This window comes from Cupriavidus sp. 10L43_2, assembly GCF_056395265.1.
Genome location: NZ_JBFTJE010000019.1, coordinates 23,477 through 38,558 on the forward strand (window position 1 = coordinate 23,477; position 15,082 = coordinate 38,558).

Annotated in this window: 13 protein-coding genes; 5 read left to right on the forward strand and 8 right to left on the reverse strand. The window is 68.5% G+C overall.

The features are described 5' to 3' along the window. Nucleotides 1-7: 7 nt before the first annotated feature. The 7 genes from AC1DEL_RS22625 to AC1DEL_RS22655 all read right to left on the reverse strand — a co-directional run bounded on the left by AC1DEL_RS22625 (nucleotide 8) and on the right by AC1DEL_RS22655 (nucleotide 8,043). Nucleotides 8-1,051 carry a tyrosine recombinase XerC gene (locus AC1DEL_RS22625; RefSeq protein ID WP_477112763.1) on the reverse strand — a complete coding sequence of 348 codons (1,044 nt, stop codon included), beginning with the start codon at nucleotides 1,049-1,051 and terminating at the stop codon, nucleotides 8-10. 1 nt (nucleotide 1,052) lies between these two features. Then, the gene (locus AC1DEL_RS22630) at nucleotides 1,053-1,724 is read right to left on the reverse strand and encodes a DUF484 family protein (protein WP_092291242.1); all 672 of its coding nucleotides are present in this window, start codon (nucleotides 1,722-1,724) and stop codon (nucleotides 1,053-1,055) included. 49 nt (nucleotides 1,725-1,773) lie between these two features. Then, nucleotides 1,774-2,916: a rod shape-determining protein RodA gene (gene rodA / locus AC1DEL_RS22635; protein ID WP_092291240.1), complete on the reverse strand. Its 1,143-nt coding sequence runs from the start codon at nucleotides 2,914-2,916 to the stop codon at nucleotides 1,774-1,776. Between the two features lie 14 nt (nucleotides 2,917-2,930). Continuing rightward, complete coding sequence (gene mrdA, locus AC1DEL_RS22640) at nucleotides 2,931-5,306, reverse strand: penicillin-binding protein 2 (RefSeq protein ID WP_092291238.1); 2,376 nt, start codon at nucleotides 5,304-5,306, stop codon at nucleotides 2,931-2,933. A gap of 85 nt (nucleotides 5,307-5,391) precedes the next feature. After that, the gene (mreD, locus tag AC1DEL_RS22645) at nucleotides 5,392-5,904 is read right to left on the reverse strand and encodes a rod shape-determining protein MreD (RefSeq protein ID WP_092291236.1); all 513 of its coding nucleotides are present in this window, start codon (nucleotides 5,902-5,904) and stop codon (nucleotides 5,392-5,394) included. Continuing rightward, entirely contained in the window at nucleotides 5,901-6,872 is a 972-nt protein-coding gene (gene mreC, locus AC1DEL_RS22650) for a rod shape-determining protein MreC (protein ID WP_092291234.1), read from the reverse strand. Before mreC ends, mreD begins: the two co-directional genes overlap by 4 nt. A 127-nt stretch (nucleotides 6,873-6,999) precedes the next feature. Then, nucleotides 7,000-8,043 carry a rod shape-determining protein gene (locus AC1DEL_RS22655; protein WP_011296266.1) on the reverse strand — a complete coding sequence of 348 codons (1,044 nt, stop codon included), beginning with the start codon at nucleotides 8,041-8,043 and terminating at the stop codon, nucleotides 7,000-7,002. Between the two features lie 767 nt (nucleotides 8,044-8,810). Between AC1DEL_RS22655 and gatC the strand changes: the two genes are divergently transcribed. The 5 genes from gatC to gatB all read left to right on the forward strand — a co-directional run bounded on the left by gatC (nucleotide 8,811) and on the right by gatB (nucleotide 13,760). Then, entirely contained in the window at nucleotides 8,811-9,110 is a 300-nt protein-coding gene (gene gatC, locus AC1DEL_RS22660) for an Asp-tRNA(Asn)/Glu-tRNA(Gln) amidotransferase subunit GatC (RefSeq protein WP_092291232.1), read from the forward strand. A 66-nt stretch (nucleotides 9,111-9,176) separates the two neighbouring features. Further along, on the forward strand, nucleotides 9,177-10,676 hold the full coding sequence (gatA, locus tag AC1DEL_RS22665; protein ID WP_092291230.1) for an Asp-tRNA(Asn)/Glu-tRNA(Gln) amidotransferase subunit GatA: 1,500 nt from the start codon (nucleotides 9,177-9,179) through the stop codon (nucleotides 10,674-10,676). Then, entirely contained in the window at nucleotides 10,676-11,140 is a 465-nt protein-coding gene (locus tag AC1DEL_RS22670; protein ID WP_092291228.1) for a hypothetical protein, read from the forward strand. The genes gatA and AC1DEL_RS22670 overlap by 1 nt, the downstream gene beginning before the upstream one ends. Nucleotides 11,141-11,216: 76 nt before the next feature. After that, a complete protein-coding gene (locus tag AC1DEL_RS22675) occupies nucleotides 11,217-12,245 on the forward strand; it encodes a dienelactone hydrolase family protein (protein ID WP_177219854.1) in 1,029 nt (342 codons plus the stop codon). Between the two features lie 60 nt (nucleotides 12,246-12,305). Beyond that, nucleotides 12,306-13,760, forward strand: a complete 1,455-nt coding sequence (gene gatB, locus AC1DEL_RS22680) for an Asp-tRNA(Asn)/Glu-tRNA(Gln) amidotransferase subunit GatB (RefSeq protein ID WP_092291224.1) — start codon at nucleotides 12,306-12,308, stop codon at nucleotides 13,758-13,760. A 98-nt stretch (nucleotides 13,761-13,858) separates the two neighbouring features. Here the strand turns inward: gatB and AC1DEL_RS22685 are convergent, their stop codons facing one another. Then, nucleotides 13,859-14,977: a hypothetical protein gene (locus AC1DEL_RS22685; protein ID WP_477126251.1), complete on the reverse strand. Its 1,119-nt coding sequence runs from the start codon at nucleotides 14,975-14,977 to the stop codon at nucleotides 13,859-13,861. Nucleotides 14,978-15,082: the final 105 nt, after the last annotated feature.

Genomic DNA, 15,082 nt, shown 5'->3' on the forward strand with positions numbered 1-15,082 from the left:
CAGCGCCCTACTTCTCGTCTTTGTCCGAAGGTTTCGCAGGTGCCGGCGTGGCAGTCTTTGCACGCCCCGCGCGCGGGTGGGCCTGGTCGTAGACCTTGGCCAGATGCTGGAAGTCGAGTGAGGTGTAGACCTGCGTCGTGGCGATGCTGGCGTGGCCGAGCATCTCCTGCACCGCGCGCAGGTCGCCTGACGATTGGAGCATATGCGTGGCGAATGAGTGGCGCAGCATGTGCGGATGCACGTGGGTCGGCACGCCGGCCGACAGCGCCTGCTTGCGGATGCGCGACTGCACGGTGGCCCCGGACAGCCGTTTGCCGCGCGTGCCGAGGAACAGCGCGTGGGCGTCCTCGGGCGCTGCGCCGGGGCGCAGCAGCGTGTCGCGCACGGCCAGCCACGCCCGCAGCGCCTCCATCGCCTTGCTGCCGACCGGCACCGAGCGCCGGCGCGAGCCCTTGCCGATCACGGTGACCTCGGCGCCCGCCAGGTCGATCCAGCCGATCGAGCGGTACGCGCCATCCTCGGTGTAGCGCAGGTCGAGCTGCACCAGCTCCGACAGCCGCAGCCCGCTCGAATAGAACAGTTCGAAGACCGCCTGGTCGCGCCGCGCCTCGGCCGAGTCGCCGGGGCGATGGGCGACCAGCGCCACCGCGTGCTCCACCGACAGCGCCTTGGGCAGCGGCTGGCCGCGCTTGGGCGCGCGCACCCCATCGACAGGATTCACCGCCACGCCATGGCCATGGCGCGCCGCCCACAGGTAGAAGCCGCGCCAGGCGGAAAGCGTGCGGGCGATGGTCCGCGCGGACAGGCCGCCGCCGTGCATGCGCGCGGCGAAGGACCGGATGTGATGGGTTTCGAGCGCCAGCAGCGCCACGCCCGGCGCGTGGCGCGCGGCGTGGGTCTGGAGCACGGAGAGGTCGTGGCCGTAGCTGGCCAGCGTGTGTTCGGCCAGCTTGCGGCCGGTGGCCAGCCAGTCGAGGTAGCGCACCACCAGCGGATCGGGCACCGGCTTGGGGTCCGGTGCCTCGCTATCCGATGGCGGGCGGCGGGACATGTCAGTCGCGCAGGCGGTTCAGCGCGGCGCCGGCGACTTCGCCGATCTGGCCCAGGTAGGCCGTGCCCATGCCTTCGTGGAAGCGGCGCGCATCGGGCGAGCCCAGCACCAGCAGGCCGAAGGTGGCGCCCAGCGCGTCTTCGTCCGGGCGGGTCGGCACGCGCAGCGCCACCATCGCCAGCGAGGCGATGTCGTCACGCTCGAGCAGCGCGGCGGCCTCGAAGCCGCTGTTCGGGCCGCAGTACGGCGCGCGCAGCCCTTCGGCGAACAGGCGCAGGTCGTCGCTGGCGCCCTGCGCCACTTCGATGTGCGTAAAGGCTTCGCCGACGTTCCACACGCGCAGCGCCACGGCCGGCACGTCGAACACCTGCTGCAGGCCGTCCTGCACCGTGTACGGCAGCGCGTGCGAGTCGGCCTCGGCCAGCAGGCGGAGCTGCCAGGCGTGCATGCGCTGCTGGGTGCGGTCGTTGTCGTGCCCGTGGCGGACCAGGTCGGCCAGCTTCAGCTCCAGCCCCTTGTTCTTCTCGCGCAGGATTTCCATCTGGCGCTCCTGCAGCGACACGGCGCGATGGCTATGCGGGCTGGTCAGCTGTACCGCGGCCAGCAGTTCGGCGTGTTCCTCGAAGAACTGCGGATTGCTCTGCAGCCAGGCGGCGACATCTTGGGCGTTCATAAGCTTCTACCGGAGTATTTTTCGGATGGCAGTGTAGCAAACGGCACTGCTAGGTCTGGATCAGCCGCTTCTGGCGCGAAATGCTCATCAGGATGCCGATCCCCATGCCCAGCGTCACCAGCGCCGTCCCGCCGTAACTGAGCAGCGGCAGCGGCACGCCCACCACGGGCAGGATCCCGCTCACCATGCCCATGTTCACGAAAGCGTAGGTGAAGAAGATCAGCGTGATGGAACCCGCCAGCAGCCGCGAGAACAGCGTCGGCGCATTGGCGGCAATATACAGCCCGCGGAAGATCAGCATCAGGTACAGCACCAGCAGCACCGCGTTGCCGATCAGGCCGAATTCCTCCGAGAACACCGCGAAGATGAAGTCGGTGTGCTTCTCGGGGATGAATTCCAGGTGGGTCTGGGTGCCCTTGAGCCAGCCCTTGCCGGTCACGCCGCCCGAACCGATGGCGATAATCGACTGGATGGTGTGGAAGCCCTTGCCGAGCGGGTCGGTGGTGGGGTCCAGCAGCGTGCAGACGCGGTGCTGCTGGTAGTCGTGCAGGACCGGCCAGTTCACGCCCGGGGCGCAGATCTGGCTTTCATACGAGATCAGCAGCGTGACCGCCACCACGCCGATGGCCAGCAGCGGCAGGATGATCTTCCAGGTCAGCCCGGCGAAATAGATCACATAGAGGCCGGCGGCCAGCACCAGCAGCGCCGTGCCAAGGTCAGGCTGCTTGGCGATCAGCCCCACCGGAATGCCGAGCATGACCAGCGCCACGACAAAGTCGAACCACTTGACCACGCCCTCGCGCTTCTGGAAGTACCACGCCAGCATCAGCGGCATCGAGATCTTCATGATCTCGGACGGCTGGATCACCATGCCCACGTTGAGCCAGCGCCGCGCGCCCTTGCGGATCAGGCCGAACATCGCCACGGCAATCAGCAGCGCCACGCCCACTGTATATAGGGGGACGGCGACCCGCATCAGCAGCTGGGTCGGCATGTAGGCAATCACCATCATCACTGCGTACGAGAGCAGGATGTTGCGCAGCTGGTCTTCCACGCGGCCCGGCATGTCGATGGCGGCCGAGTACAGCGCCACGATACCGGTGGCGAACAGCAGGAAGACGATCAGGGCCAGCGGCTTGTCGAAGCCCGTGAGGGCCGTCCGGATCACGGACACGACGCGGCGTTTATCCATGGTGCCCGTCTCCTTTACTCTGAAGCATTGTTACGGGGGGCGGGTGCCGTCGTGCTGACCGGCCGGACGCGTGGCTTGGCCGGCGCAGGCGCCGAGGCGGGTGCGGGGCGCGCGGCGGGTGCCGGGACCGGCACCGGAGCCGGCGCGGCCGGCTTGCTGTGGCCAAGCGCCTGGAGCATCCGTTCGTCGAGCGTGGCCACGGCCGAGGCCGGCGCGATGGCGGCCGGGTCAAGCTGGGCGGCGATCGATTCCGACGCGCCGCGCGCGCCGGCGCCCGATGCCACGGTGGCGCCGGAAGCCCCCGCCAGGGCTGCACTCGCCCCCGCAGCACTGGCATCCGCGCCCGAGGCCGCGCTCACCGGCGCATTGGCCATCACCGTGGCCGTCGCCACGTTCGCCGTCAGGCCGGTGGTGAACACGCTCGGCGTGTCCACCGGCGGCTTGCCGCCCGCGCGCTCGCGCTCGGCCGGCGGCGGCGCGTTGGCCTGCAACTCCTCGGGCCACTTGCCGAGCAGGTAGTAATCCATCACCTTCCGCGCGATCGGCGCCGCCACGGCCGCGCCGAAGCCGGCGTTCTCGACGATCAGCGCCAGCGCGATCTTCGGGTTGTCCGCCGGCGCGAACGCGGTATAGAGCGAGTGGTCGCGCTTTCGCTCGTCGATGGCATGGTGGTTGTACTTCTCGCCCTTGGCCAGCGTGTAGGTCTGCGCCGTGCCGGTCTTGCCGGCCGATTCGTAGGCCGCGCCCGCGAACACGCGCGCGGCAGTGCCCGAGTGCGTCACGGCCACCATGGCCTTCTTGATCACGTCGATATCGGCCTGCTTGAGCGGAATCCGATAGCTTTCCTTGGGCACGGTCAGCGTCCGCTGGCGCGAGACCGAATCCTCCACCGCCTTCACCAGGTGGGGCTTCATCGCCGCGCCATTGTTGACGATGATCGACACCGCATTGGCCAGTTGCAGGATCGTGAAGCTGTTGTAGCCCTGCCCGATGCCCAGCGAGATGGTCTCGCCGTCATACCACTTCTGCTGCTCGGGCTTGCGGTACGCCTTGCGCTTCCACTCGGTGGACGGCAGGATGCCGCGGCTTTCGCCCTCGATGTCGATACCCGTGATCTGGCCGAACCCGAGCGGCTTCATGAAGTCGTGGATGCCGTTGACGCCCATGTCGCGCGCCAGCGCGTAGTAATAGGTGTCGCAGGACTGCACGATGGACGCCTGCATGTCCACCCAGCCGTGGCCGCCCGGCTTGTCGTCGCGGAAGGTGTGGTTGCCCAGCGTGAAGAAGCCCGGATCGTGCATGCCCCAGGCGGCCGTGCGCTTGCCGATGGTCAGCGCCGCCAGCGCCATGAACGGCTTGTAGGTGGAGCCGGGCGGATAGGTGCCGCGCAGCGGGCGGTTCAGCAGCGGCTTGTCCGGCGAGCTGTTGAGTTCGTCCCAGGTCTTCGAGTCGATGCCTTCCACGAACAGGTTCGGGTCGTAGGTCGGCTTGGAGACGAAGGCCAGGATGTCGCCCGTGGCCGGCTCGATCGCCACCAGCGCACCGCGCCGGTCGCCAAACAGCTGCTCGGCCAGTTGCTGGAGGCGGATGTCCAGCGACAGGATCAGGTTGTTGCCCGGCGTGGCCGGCGAGGTGGACAGCGTGCGGATCGGCCGCCCGCCCGCGCTCACTTCCACTTCCTCGAAGCCGGTCAGCCCGTGCAGTTCGGCCTCGTAGCTCTGCTCCAGGCCGATCTTGCCGATGTAGTTGGTGCCCTTGTAGTTGTCGGCGTCCTTGCGCGGATCGTACTTAGCGCCCTCGGCGTCGTTGGCCTCGTCCATCGCATCGATCCGCTCCTGGTCGCGCTGCGAAATGCGCCCCAGGTAGCCAATCACGTGGCTGGCCGATTCGCCGAGCGGGTACTGGCGGAACAGCCGCGCGCGCACATCCACGCCGGGAAAACGGAAGCGCTGGGCGGAGAACTTGGCCACTTCCTCGTCGGAAAGCTGGCTGCGGATCGGCAGGCTTTCGAAGCTGCGCGACTCCTCCAGCAGCCGCTTGAAGCGGCGACGGTCACGCGGCTGGATATCGACAAGTGACGAAAGCGACTCAATCGTGTTGTCGAGGGTATCGGTCAGCTTCGACGGCGTGATTTCCAGCGTGTAGGCCGAATAGTTGCGCGCCAGGATCACGCCGTTGCGGTCCATGATGATGCCGCGATTGGGCTCGATCGGCGCCACCGAGATCCGGTTGTCCTCGGCCTTGGCCGAGTACTGGTCGTGCTTGTACCACTGCAGCCACAGGAAGCGGGTGAACAGCAGCCCGAAGCAGATCACCGTAAACAGGGCGGCAGCCGCCACGCGGATGCGGAAGCGGCCGATTTCCAGTTCGACGTTGCGGATTTCGGTCATGGCGGTACTGCGGCGGCGGGTTCGGCGTGGGCGGTGGCCCGGGCGGCTCTATATAGATAGATCCGACCCGGGAAGGCTGGATCGGCTAAATCGGTCGGGTTTCGTCGACGTCGTGCGAACGCCGCTGTGGCGCCAACAGCACACTGGTGGCCAGCGGCCACAGCAGCGCCTCGATGCAGGGCGCCAGCAGCAGTTGCCAGCCCGGCAGGGGCGCGCCCATGGCCAGGCGGATCACCACCGGCACAGCGTGGACGATAAACAGCAGCGGCAGCACGTGCAGCGCCTGGGTATAAACCGAGAACCACAGCACGCGGCGATGGATCGTGATGGCGAAGTAGGCCAGCAGCGTGTAGGCCATGGCGTGCTCGCCCAGCAGGCGGGCATCGTGCACATCCATCAGCAGGCCGAGCAGGAAGGCCACGCCCATGCCGACCTTGCGCGGCTGGTGGATGTTCCAGAACACCAGCACCAGCGCCACCATGTCCGGAATCCAGAGCGTGGTGCCCCACGGCATCAGGTTGAACAGGAAGGCGACGATGAACGTCACCGCGATGAACGCGGGGTTGACCGGGCGCAGCAGATACTGGGGATTGGTCACCGTGCGGGCTCCGTGGCAGCGGGTTTATCGCCGTTTTTCTCTGCCGATTTCTCGGCACCGGCGCGGGCCGCCGCCGAACGCGCACCGCGCTCGGCCTTCTGCGGCTTGTCCTCGTCCTGCGGACGCGGTCCCAGCCCGGACTCGTAACGCACCACCAGCAACTGTCGGTGCGAGCGCACGCCAGCCACCGGCTCGCAGTACACGCGCGAGAAGGCGGTATCGGCCTTGCGTTCGATATGGGAGATCTTCGCCACCGGCAGGCCGGGCGGATAGGTCCCGTCGAGGCCGGATGTGACGAGAAGGTCTCCTTGCTGGAGATCGGCCGAGGCCGCCATGAAGCGCAGGTCGAGCTGCCCGGCACGCGAGCCGCCAAAGGCCACGCTGCGCAGCCCGTTACGCACCACCTGGACCGGAATCGCCTGATCCTTGTCGGTCAGCAGCGTCACTTCGGACTGGAGCGGCGAGACCCGCGTGATCTGGCCGATCACGCCGCGTTCGTCGATCACCGGATAGCCGGCGCGCAGGCCCTGCACGCTGCCCCGGTCGATCACGATGCGCTGGCTGTACGGGTCGCGGGCGTCATAGAGGATCTCCGCCGCCACCACCGGCGTGGCCGATTGCTGGGTCAGATTCAGCAGCTTGCGCAGCTGGTTGTTCTCGGCCTCGAGCTGGGCCTGGCGCACGGCGGCGCTGGCCTGCTCCACGGCGCTGCGGCGCAGCTCGCGGTTCTCGTTGGCCAGCGTGACGGACGACTGGGCATAGTCAAAGACGCCGCGCAGCGCATCGCGCGGCACCAGGACCGCGCGTTCCACCGGCATCAGCACGGTGGCGGCAACCTGGCGCGCGACGCGCATGGCGTCGAAGCGGGCATCGACCACGAGCAGCGTCAGCGCGATGGTCACGAAAATGACCAGCCGCGCCACGGCGGACGTGCCTTGCTTGAAGAGCGGCGGTGGGGAGTAATCCATTTACCCGTGCGCAGGCGAAGTCATCCCGCCGGGGGCGGCGGGAAGGGGCGGAAATCTCGTGGCGCACGCGCCGGCGCAGCCTGCTGGGGCCGGCATGCCGCGTGTCGCCACGTTGCGGTTCCTGTTCTTACTCGTACGAGAAGATGCTGCCGAGCTTGTCCATGCGCTCGAGCGCCATGCCGGAGCCGCGCACCACGCAGGTCAGCGGGTCTTCGGCCACCAGCACCGGCAGGCCGGTTTCCTCGGCCAGCAGGCGGTCCAGGTCGCGCAGCAGCGCGCCGCCACCGGTCAGCATCATGCCGCGCTCGGCGATGTCGGCACCCAGTTCCGGGGGCGTCTGCTCGAGGGCGATCTTCACGGCGGACACGATCTGGTTCAGCGGATCGGTCAGGGCTTCGAGGATTTCGTTCGACGAGACCGTGAATGCACGCGGAATGCCTTCGGACAGGTTGCGGCCCTTGACTTCCATCTCGCGCACTTCGGACCCCGGGAATGCCGAGCCGATTTCCTTCTTGATGGCTTCGGCGGTCTGTTCGCCGATCAGCATGCCGTAGTTGCGGCGGATGTAGTTGACGATGGCTTCGTCGAACTTGTCACCGCCCACGCGCACCGAACCCTTGTAGACCATGCCGCCCAGCGAGATGATGCCCACCTCGGTGGTACCGCCGCCGATGTCCACCACCATCGAGCCCGACGGCTCCGACACCGGCAGCCCGGCGCCGATCGCGGCCGACATCGGCTCCTCGATCAGGTACACCTGGCTGGCGCCGGCGCCCAGCGCCGATTCGCGGATGGCACGGCGTTCCACCTGGGTGGAGCCGCACGGCACGCAGATGATGATCCGGGGGCTCGGGCGCAGCAGCTTCGAGTCATGGACCATCTTGATGAACTGCTTGAGCATCTGCTCGGTCACGGTGAAGTCGGCAATCACGCCGTCCTTCATCGGGCGGATGGCCTCGATATTGCCCGGCACCTTGCCCAGCATCTGCTTGGCTTCCTTGCCGACCGCCTGGATCGTCTTCTTGGCGTTGGGGCCGCCTTCCTGACGGATGGCCACGACCGACGGCTCGTCCAGGACGATGCCCTTGTCGCGCATATAGATCAGGGTGTTGGCGGTGCCCAGGTCGATGGCCAGGTCGTTGGAGAAATAGCTGCGGAGAAATCCGAACATCAGGAATCCTGTCTTTTGTTGGTTCGCGAGTATGCGAAACGGCCGGCGCCGTCTTCGGCCCGGCCAGGTATACGTTTGCAAGGGTGATGGTTCACGGTTCCCCCGGTGCGCTGCGGCCCGTACCGGCAAGCCGGTACGCCCCGGTGCCGACGGCGAGGGGCGCATGCCCGCCCGGTCATCGGCGATCCGCAACCGGCGCAACCTGCACGCCGGACCTACGGGAACCTTTGATTAGACTCTGCGCGAAAGTTCGCCGCCAGATGCGCCGGACAGGTCGGAAAATCGCCTGACGATGGCAGAAGCCTAATCGGAGGAACCTGATTGTGAAGTGTGAAACTGCGATGAAAACCAGCCGTTAATCGCGGACTCGCCGCCGGGCCGTGCCTTTATCGTTCGCCAATCGTTTCCTGCTCTGTTGCAGTCCTGCGACGCTCGCGCGCCGCATGCCCCGGGCGGCTGCCCTGCCCGGCACTCATGGTACGTGCCAGCAGTGGCGACGGCATCACCGGCGCAGCCGCCGGCGTGACCCGTGACCTGCCTGGAACCCCCCGTTTGGCGCGCCATGTGAAGTCCGCGTTGCGGGAGGCCTGCAGCGCGTAATGATACCTTATAATCCACGCTGTTTCGGGGCGTCAGCGCCCGGAAAAACTTGTAACGAAACGATCCCGGGGGCGCCCCCGGACCCCGCTCCGGGCGTCCTGCCCGCCACCCGACCGCAACATCCCCAGTCCGATGGACTGAACCCGGCGCCCGCGCCGCATCACGCCATGGCTCTCGCACTCTCCGACGTCAAGCGCATCGCGCACCTGGCCCGCATCGAAACCAGCGATGCCGAGGCCGCGCAGACGCTCGCCCAACTGAACAACTTCTTCTCGCTGGTGGAGCAGATGCAGGCGGTGGACACCACCGGCATCGAGCCGCTGGCGCACCCGCTCTCCGCCGTGCGCGACATCGCCCAGCGCCTGCGCGAGGATGCCGTGACCGAGACCGACCGCCGCGAAGACTACCAGCGCCCGGCCCCGGCCACCGAACGCGGCCTCTACCTGGTGCCGAAGGTCATCGAGTGACGCCCGGGCCCACCCGCCCGGCCCGCCGCCGCCGCCCCTGACCGCCACCGCAGACACCAGACCGACATGTCCTTTTCCGCTGATTCCGTGACTTCCCTGCGCCAGATCGCCGATGCCCTGGCGGCGCGCACCGTCTCCGCCGAGGAACTCGCACGCGACTACCTCGCCCGCATCGAGGCCGCGCGCGACCTGAACGCCTTCGTCGACGTCAACGCCGACCTCACCCTGGACCAGGCCCGTGCCGCCGATGCGCGCCGCGCCCAGGGCCAGGCCACGCCGCTGACCGGCGTGCCCATCGCCCACAAGGACGTCTTCGTGACGCGCGGCTGGGCCTCCACGGCCGGCTCGAAGATGCTGGCCGGCTACCAGAGCCCGTTCGACGCCACCGTGGTGGAGCGCCTCGCCGCCGCCGGCATGGTCACGCTGGGCAAGACCAACATGGACGAATTCGCGATGGGTTCGTCGAACGAGAACTCGTATTTCGGCATCGTGCGCAACCCGTGGGACAAGCAGCGCGTGCCGGGCGGCTCCTCGGGCGGTTCCGCCGCCGCGGTGGCCGCAGGGCTGGCCCCGGCCGCCACCGGCACCGACACCGGCGGCTCGATCCGCCAGCCGGCGTCGTTCTCGGGCATCACTGGCATCAAGCCGACCTACGGCCGCGTCTCGCGCTACGGCATGATCGCGTTCGCTTCGTCGCTCGACCAGGGCGGCCCGATGGCGCGCTCGGCCGAGGACTGCGCGCTGCTGCTCAACGCCATGGCCGGTTTCGATCCGAAGGATTCCACCAGCCTCACGCCCGCCCAGGGCGGCGTGGACGAGGACTTCACGCGCCATCTGGGCCAGCCGCGCGCCGGCGCCAGCGCCGACCAACCGCTGGCCGGCCTGCGCATCGGCCTGCCGCGCGAGTACTTTGGCGCGGGCCTGTCCGCCGACGTGGAAGCCGCCGTGCGCGGCGCGCTGGCCGAGTACGAGAAGCTCGGCGCGACGCTGGTCGACGTGACCCTGCCCAAGACCGAGCTGTCGATCCCGGTGTACTACGTGATTGCACCGGCCGAGGCGTCGAGCAACCTGTCGCGCTTCGACGGCGTGCGCTACGGCCACCGCGCGGCCGAGTACAGCGACCTGCTCGACATGTACAAGAAGTCCCGCGCCGAAGGCTTCGGCGCCGAGGTCAAGCGCCGCATCATGGTGGGCACCTACGTGCTGTCGCACGGTTATTACGACGCCTATTACCTGCAGGCGCAGAAGATCCGCCGCATCATCGCCGACGATTTCCAGCGCGCCTTCAGCCAGTGCGACGTGATCATGGGCCCGGTGGCGCCCACGGTGGCCTGGAAGCTCGGCGAGAAGACCGCCGACCCGGTGCAGATGTACCTGGCCGACATCTTCACGCTCTCCACCAGCCTCGCCGGCCTGCCCGGCATGAGCGTGCCCTGCGGCACTGGGCAGGACAACATGCCCGTCGGCCTGCAGCTCATCGGCAACTATTTCGACGAAGCGCGCCTGCTGCAGGTGGCCCATGCGTTCCAGCAGGCCACCGACTGGCACCTGCGCCGCCCGGCCTGATGACGATGCACGACAAGCGCCTGCTACGCCTCTTTGCCGCGATGGCCCTCGCCGTGGTGCTGGCCGGCTGCTCGCTGCCGTTCGGCGGGCGCTCCACGCCCATCGCCGCGCGGGACATCGACCTGAACGGCGACTGCCGCCGCACCGAGGAAGACGGTTTCCGCGAGGACGCCCAGCTACGCGTGGTGGACAACGCCGTGCAGCAGTTGCAGTGGAAGCTGTGGGTCGGCAAGCGCGGCTCGTGCAGCTTCAATCTGGCCGACTTCCGACAGGTGCGCAAAACGCCACATATCGAACTGCGCGCCAACGATGGCAGCGCCTGCAAGCTGATGGTCTGGCAGGACCCGCGCCGCGTGACGCTGGCGCACGCAAGCTGCCAGTCGCACTGCACGCCCGGCATCTATGAAGAAGCGTGGCCGGTGATGTTCGAGCCGGACTCGGGCGCCTGCGCCCGCACGCGATAACGTAACTATCATGCCGCCACGCCGCCCACGCTCATCCTTCGCCGCCGGGGTTCTGCCCGGGGTTCTGCCCGGCGTTATGCCTCGGGCGCGGCGCTGGCTGCGCGCGGGTTTTGCGATGATGACGGTGGCGGCGGTGCCGGCCTGGAGCACGGTCTCGGCGCCGCAAGCGCCGATTTCGGCCTCCAGTGCGCCTGCTGTGGCGGCTTCTGTGGCGGCCTCGGCAGCCACCTCCACGTCGGCCGCCCCGGCGCCCATCGTCCAGCGCGTACGGCTGGCGGGCGATGCCGGCATGCCGACGCTCCCCGCCTACTGGTTCCTGCCCCGGGACAGCGGCCAGCCAAGGTCGCAGCCGCTGCCGGTGGTCGTGGCGCTGCACGGCTGCGGTGGGCTTGAAGACACGCATCGCGTGGCACGGCGCACCGGCTCCATCGACGAAATCCTCGACCCGGCCGGCGCCCTGCAGGCCCGCTACCGCGAGTACGCCCACTGGCTGACCGAGCGCGGCTACGCCGTGCTGATGCCGGACAGCTTCGGCCCGCGCGGCCGCATCACCAGCGGCTGCGGCGACACGCCGGACGCGCGCGGCATCGACGACAAGACGCGCCGCGCCGACGCCCTGGCCGCGCTGCGCTGGGTGGCCCGCCAGCCCGGCGTCGACCCGCGCCGCATCGTGCTGCTGGGCTGGTCGAACGGCGCGCAGGCGGTGCTGGCCGCCATCGACGCCAGCCGCCCGTGGCCGGCCGGCACGCCTGCCGTGGAGCGCGCCGTGGCCTTCTACCCGGCCTGCAAGCGCGTGGTGCGGCAGCACAATTTCAAGCTGCGCGCGCCGGTGCTGATGATGATTGGCGGCGCGGACGACTGGACCCCGGCCACGCGCTGCGCGATGCTCCAGAACGCGGTGCTGGCCCGCCAGCCCGATGCGCGCTTCCGGCTGGAGATCTACCCGGGCGCCTATCATGGCTTCGACGGCACCAGCGAGCTGCACGGCCGGCGCGACGCCTCCCGGCGCACCCCGGGCGGCGATACCGCCAGCGGCGGCGACGCCCTGGCGCGTGTGGCCGCGCTCGCCCAACTCGATTCGTGGCTGTTGAACCCCGCGCCCTGAAAAACGCCGGGTCCGGCCTGATATAGAACAGAACAGAAGACTTAAACCAGGAATACCGCCATGCAATGGGAAGTGGTGATCGGCCTGGAGACGCATACGCAGCTCTCCACCGCCTCGAAGATTTTTTCCGGCACCTCCACCGCGTTCGGGGCCGAACCCAACACGCAGGCCTCGCCCGTGGATCTGGCGCTGCCGGGCGTGCTGCCCGTGCTGAACAAGGGCGCCGTCGAGCGCGCCATCGAGTTCGGGCTGTCCATCGGCGCCCATATCGCGCCGCGCAGCATCTTCGCGCGCAAGAACTACTTCTACCCTGACCTGCCGAAGGGTTACCAGATCAGCCAGTACGAGATCCCGGTCGTCCAGGGCGGCACCATCACGATCCAGGTGGAAGGACGGCAGGGCGTCTACGAGAAGACCGTGAACCTGACCCGCGCCCACCTTGAGGAGGATGCGGGCAAGTCGCTGCACGAGGACTTCGCCAACATGACCGGCATCGACCTGAACCGCGCCGGCACGCCGCTGCTGGAGATCGTGACGGAGCCAGACATGCGCAGCTCGGCCGAGGCCGTGGCCTATGCCAAGGCATTGCACTCGCTCGTGGTGTGGCTCGGCATCTGCGACGGCAACATGCAGGAAGGCAGCTTCCGGTGCGACGCCAACGTCTCGGTGCGCCCAGTCGGCCAGAAGGAATTCGGCACCCGCCGCGAAATCAAGAACCTGAACTCGTTCCGCTTCCTGCAGCAGGCGATCGACTACGAAGTGCAGTGGCAGATCAACGAGATCGAGGACGGCCGCAAGATCGTCCAGGCCACCGTGCTGTTCGACCCGGACACCGGCGAGACGCGCGCGATGCGCACCAAGGAAGACGCGCACGACTACCGCTACTTCCCCGATCCGGACCTGATGCCGCTCGAGATCGACAGCGAGTGGGTCGAGCGCGTGCGCGCCGGCCTGCCCGAGCTGCCGGCGGCGATGCAGGCGCGCTTCGTCTCGCAATACGGCCTCTCGGCCTACGATGCGAGCACGCTCACGGCCACCAAGTCCCTCGCCGCGTACTTCGAGGCTGTGGTGACCGAAGCCGGCGTGGCCAGCGCCAAGCCGGCGGCCAACTGGCTGATGGGCGACGTGGCGTCGCAACTGAACCGCGAAGGCATGGCCATCGACGACGCCCCGGTGCGCCCGGCGCAACTGGCCAGGCTGCTGGCGCGCATCGCCGACGGCACGGTGTCCAACAACACAGCCAAGAAGGACGTCTTCCCGGCGATGTGGGCCGGCGAGTCCGGCGGCGACGCCGACGCGATCATCGCCGCCAAGGGTCTCAAGCAGATGTCCGATACCGGCGAACTCGAGAAGATCATCGACGACGTGCTGGCCGCCAACGCCAAGTCGGTCGAAGAGTTCCGCGCCGGCAAGGAAAAGGCCTTCAACGCACTGGTCGGCCAGGCCATGAAGGCCACCAAGGGCAAGGCCAACCCGGCCCAGGTCAACGAACTGCTCAAGAAGAAGCTCGGCTGACCCGCCCTCGGCGCCATCCGAGCCATCTGGCGAAAAAAGCCGGCCCGCGCAAGCGGCCGGCTTTTTTGTTGGACGCCCCTAAGCACCCCTAAGCACCCCTAAGCGCCCCGCAGCGCCCGCTCCAGCGCCACGATGCGCGCCTCGAGGTCGTGCAGGCGGCGCTCGCGCGAGGCGAGGGCTTCCCGCATCTGGGCGATGGGCGCGCTCAGTTGCCCCACGGTGGCCGCGTCGGTCGGCGCGGTGCCCGGCGCGACGTTGATGATCTGGCGCTGCAGGGTGTCGGTGCCGACCGAGACCGTCAGGTCGCGGTCGCAGTACGAGGCCGTGCCGAGCGCCACGCCGTGCGCTGCCGCCGCGCGGCTGCCGTGCCCGAGCGCCACCGCGAACTCGGTGCTGGCGACGGCGTCGGTGCCCACGGCGACCGCGCCGGTATTGGTGGCCTGCGCCATCGGCCCCACGGCGATGGCCGTCGCGCCGGAGGCTTCCGATCGCTGGCCCAGCGCCACGCTTTTGTGGCCGGATGCCACCGCGGCCATCCCCACCGCCGTGGTGCCGCCCACCTGGAAGCTGTCCGCGCCGGACGCCACGGCATTGCCGCCGATGGCGACGCTCCACGCGTAGGCGGCCTGCGCTTTTTCGCCGATCGCGACCGAGCGGCTGCCATAGGCATAGGTATCGCAGCCCAGTGCGACCGAGCCGGCGTCCACGGGGTCCCGCGCGGCGACATCGGCACGGGCATTCAGGCCAATGGCCACGCCGGGCCCCGACTCGCTGACCGTCGCCCCTTGGCCCAGCACGACACTGCCGACCCCGGTGGCGACGGTATCCGCGCCGATGGCGATGGCGTTGCTGCCGGGTGCCGAGGCGGACGTCCCGCTGGCGTTCACCTGCACATACTTGAGGCCGGTCTTGCCCGAGGCGAGGTCATCCACCGTCTGCGACAGCGCGGCGATGTCCTGCGCATTGCCAGCGACGTCGGCCTCCGTGTCGGCCAGCTGGCTGCCCGTGATGGCGTCGCTGCTGCCCTGGCTCACCTCGCCGGGCCGGAGTCCTGTGACCAATGTCGATGGCAGCGTAGCGCGGCTCTTGCTCTTGTCGTCATAGGCCAGGTAGGGCGCACCGCCGCCGCCACCGCCACCGCCACCGCCACCGCCACCATTGCCGTTGGCGGACGATGGATGGTTCCCTGCTTCGGGCTCAGTCTGAGGAATTGCCATGAAGGGCTCCTGGAATCGGGTTGATCAGAACCACGGCAAGGGCGCATACACGGCCCGTGCCGTCGCCATGGTCGCTACCCGATCTCCGGAAGTACATGGATCCAA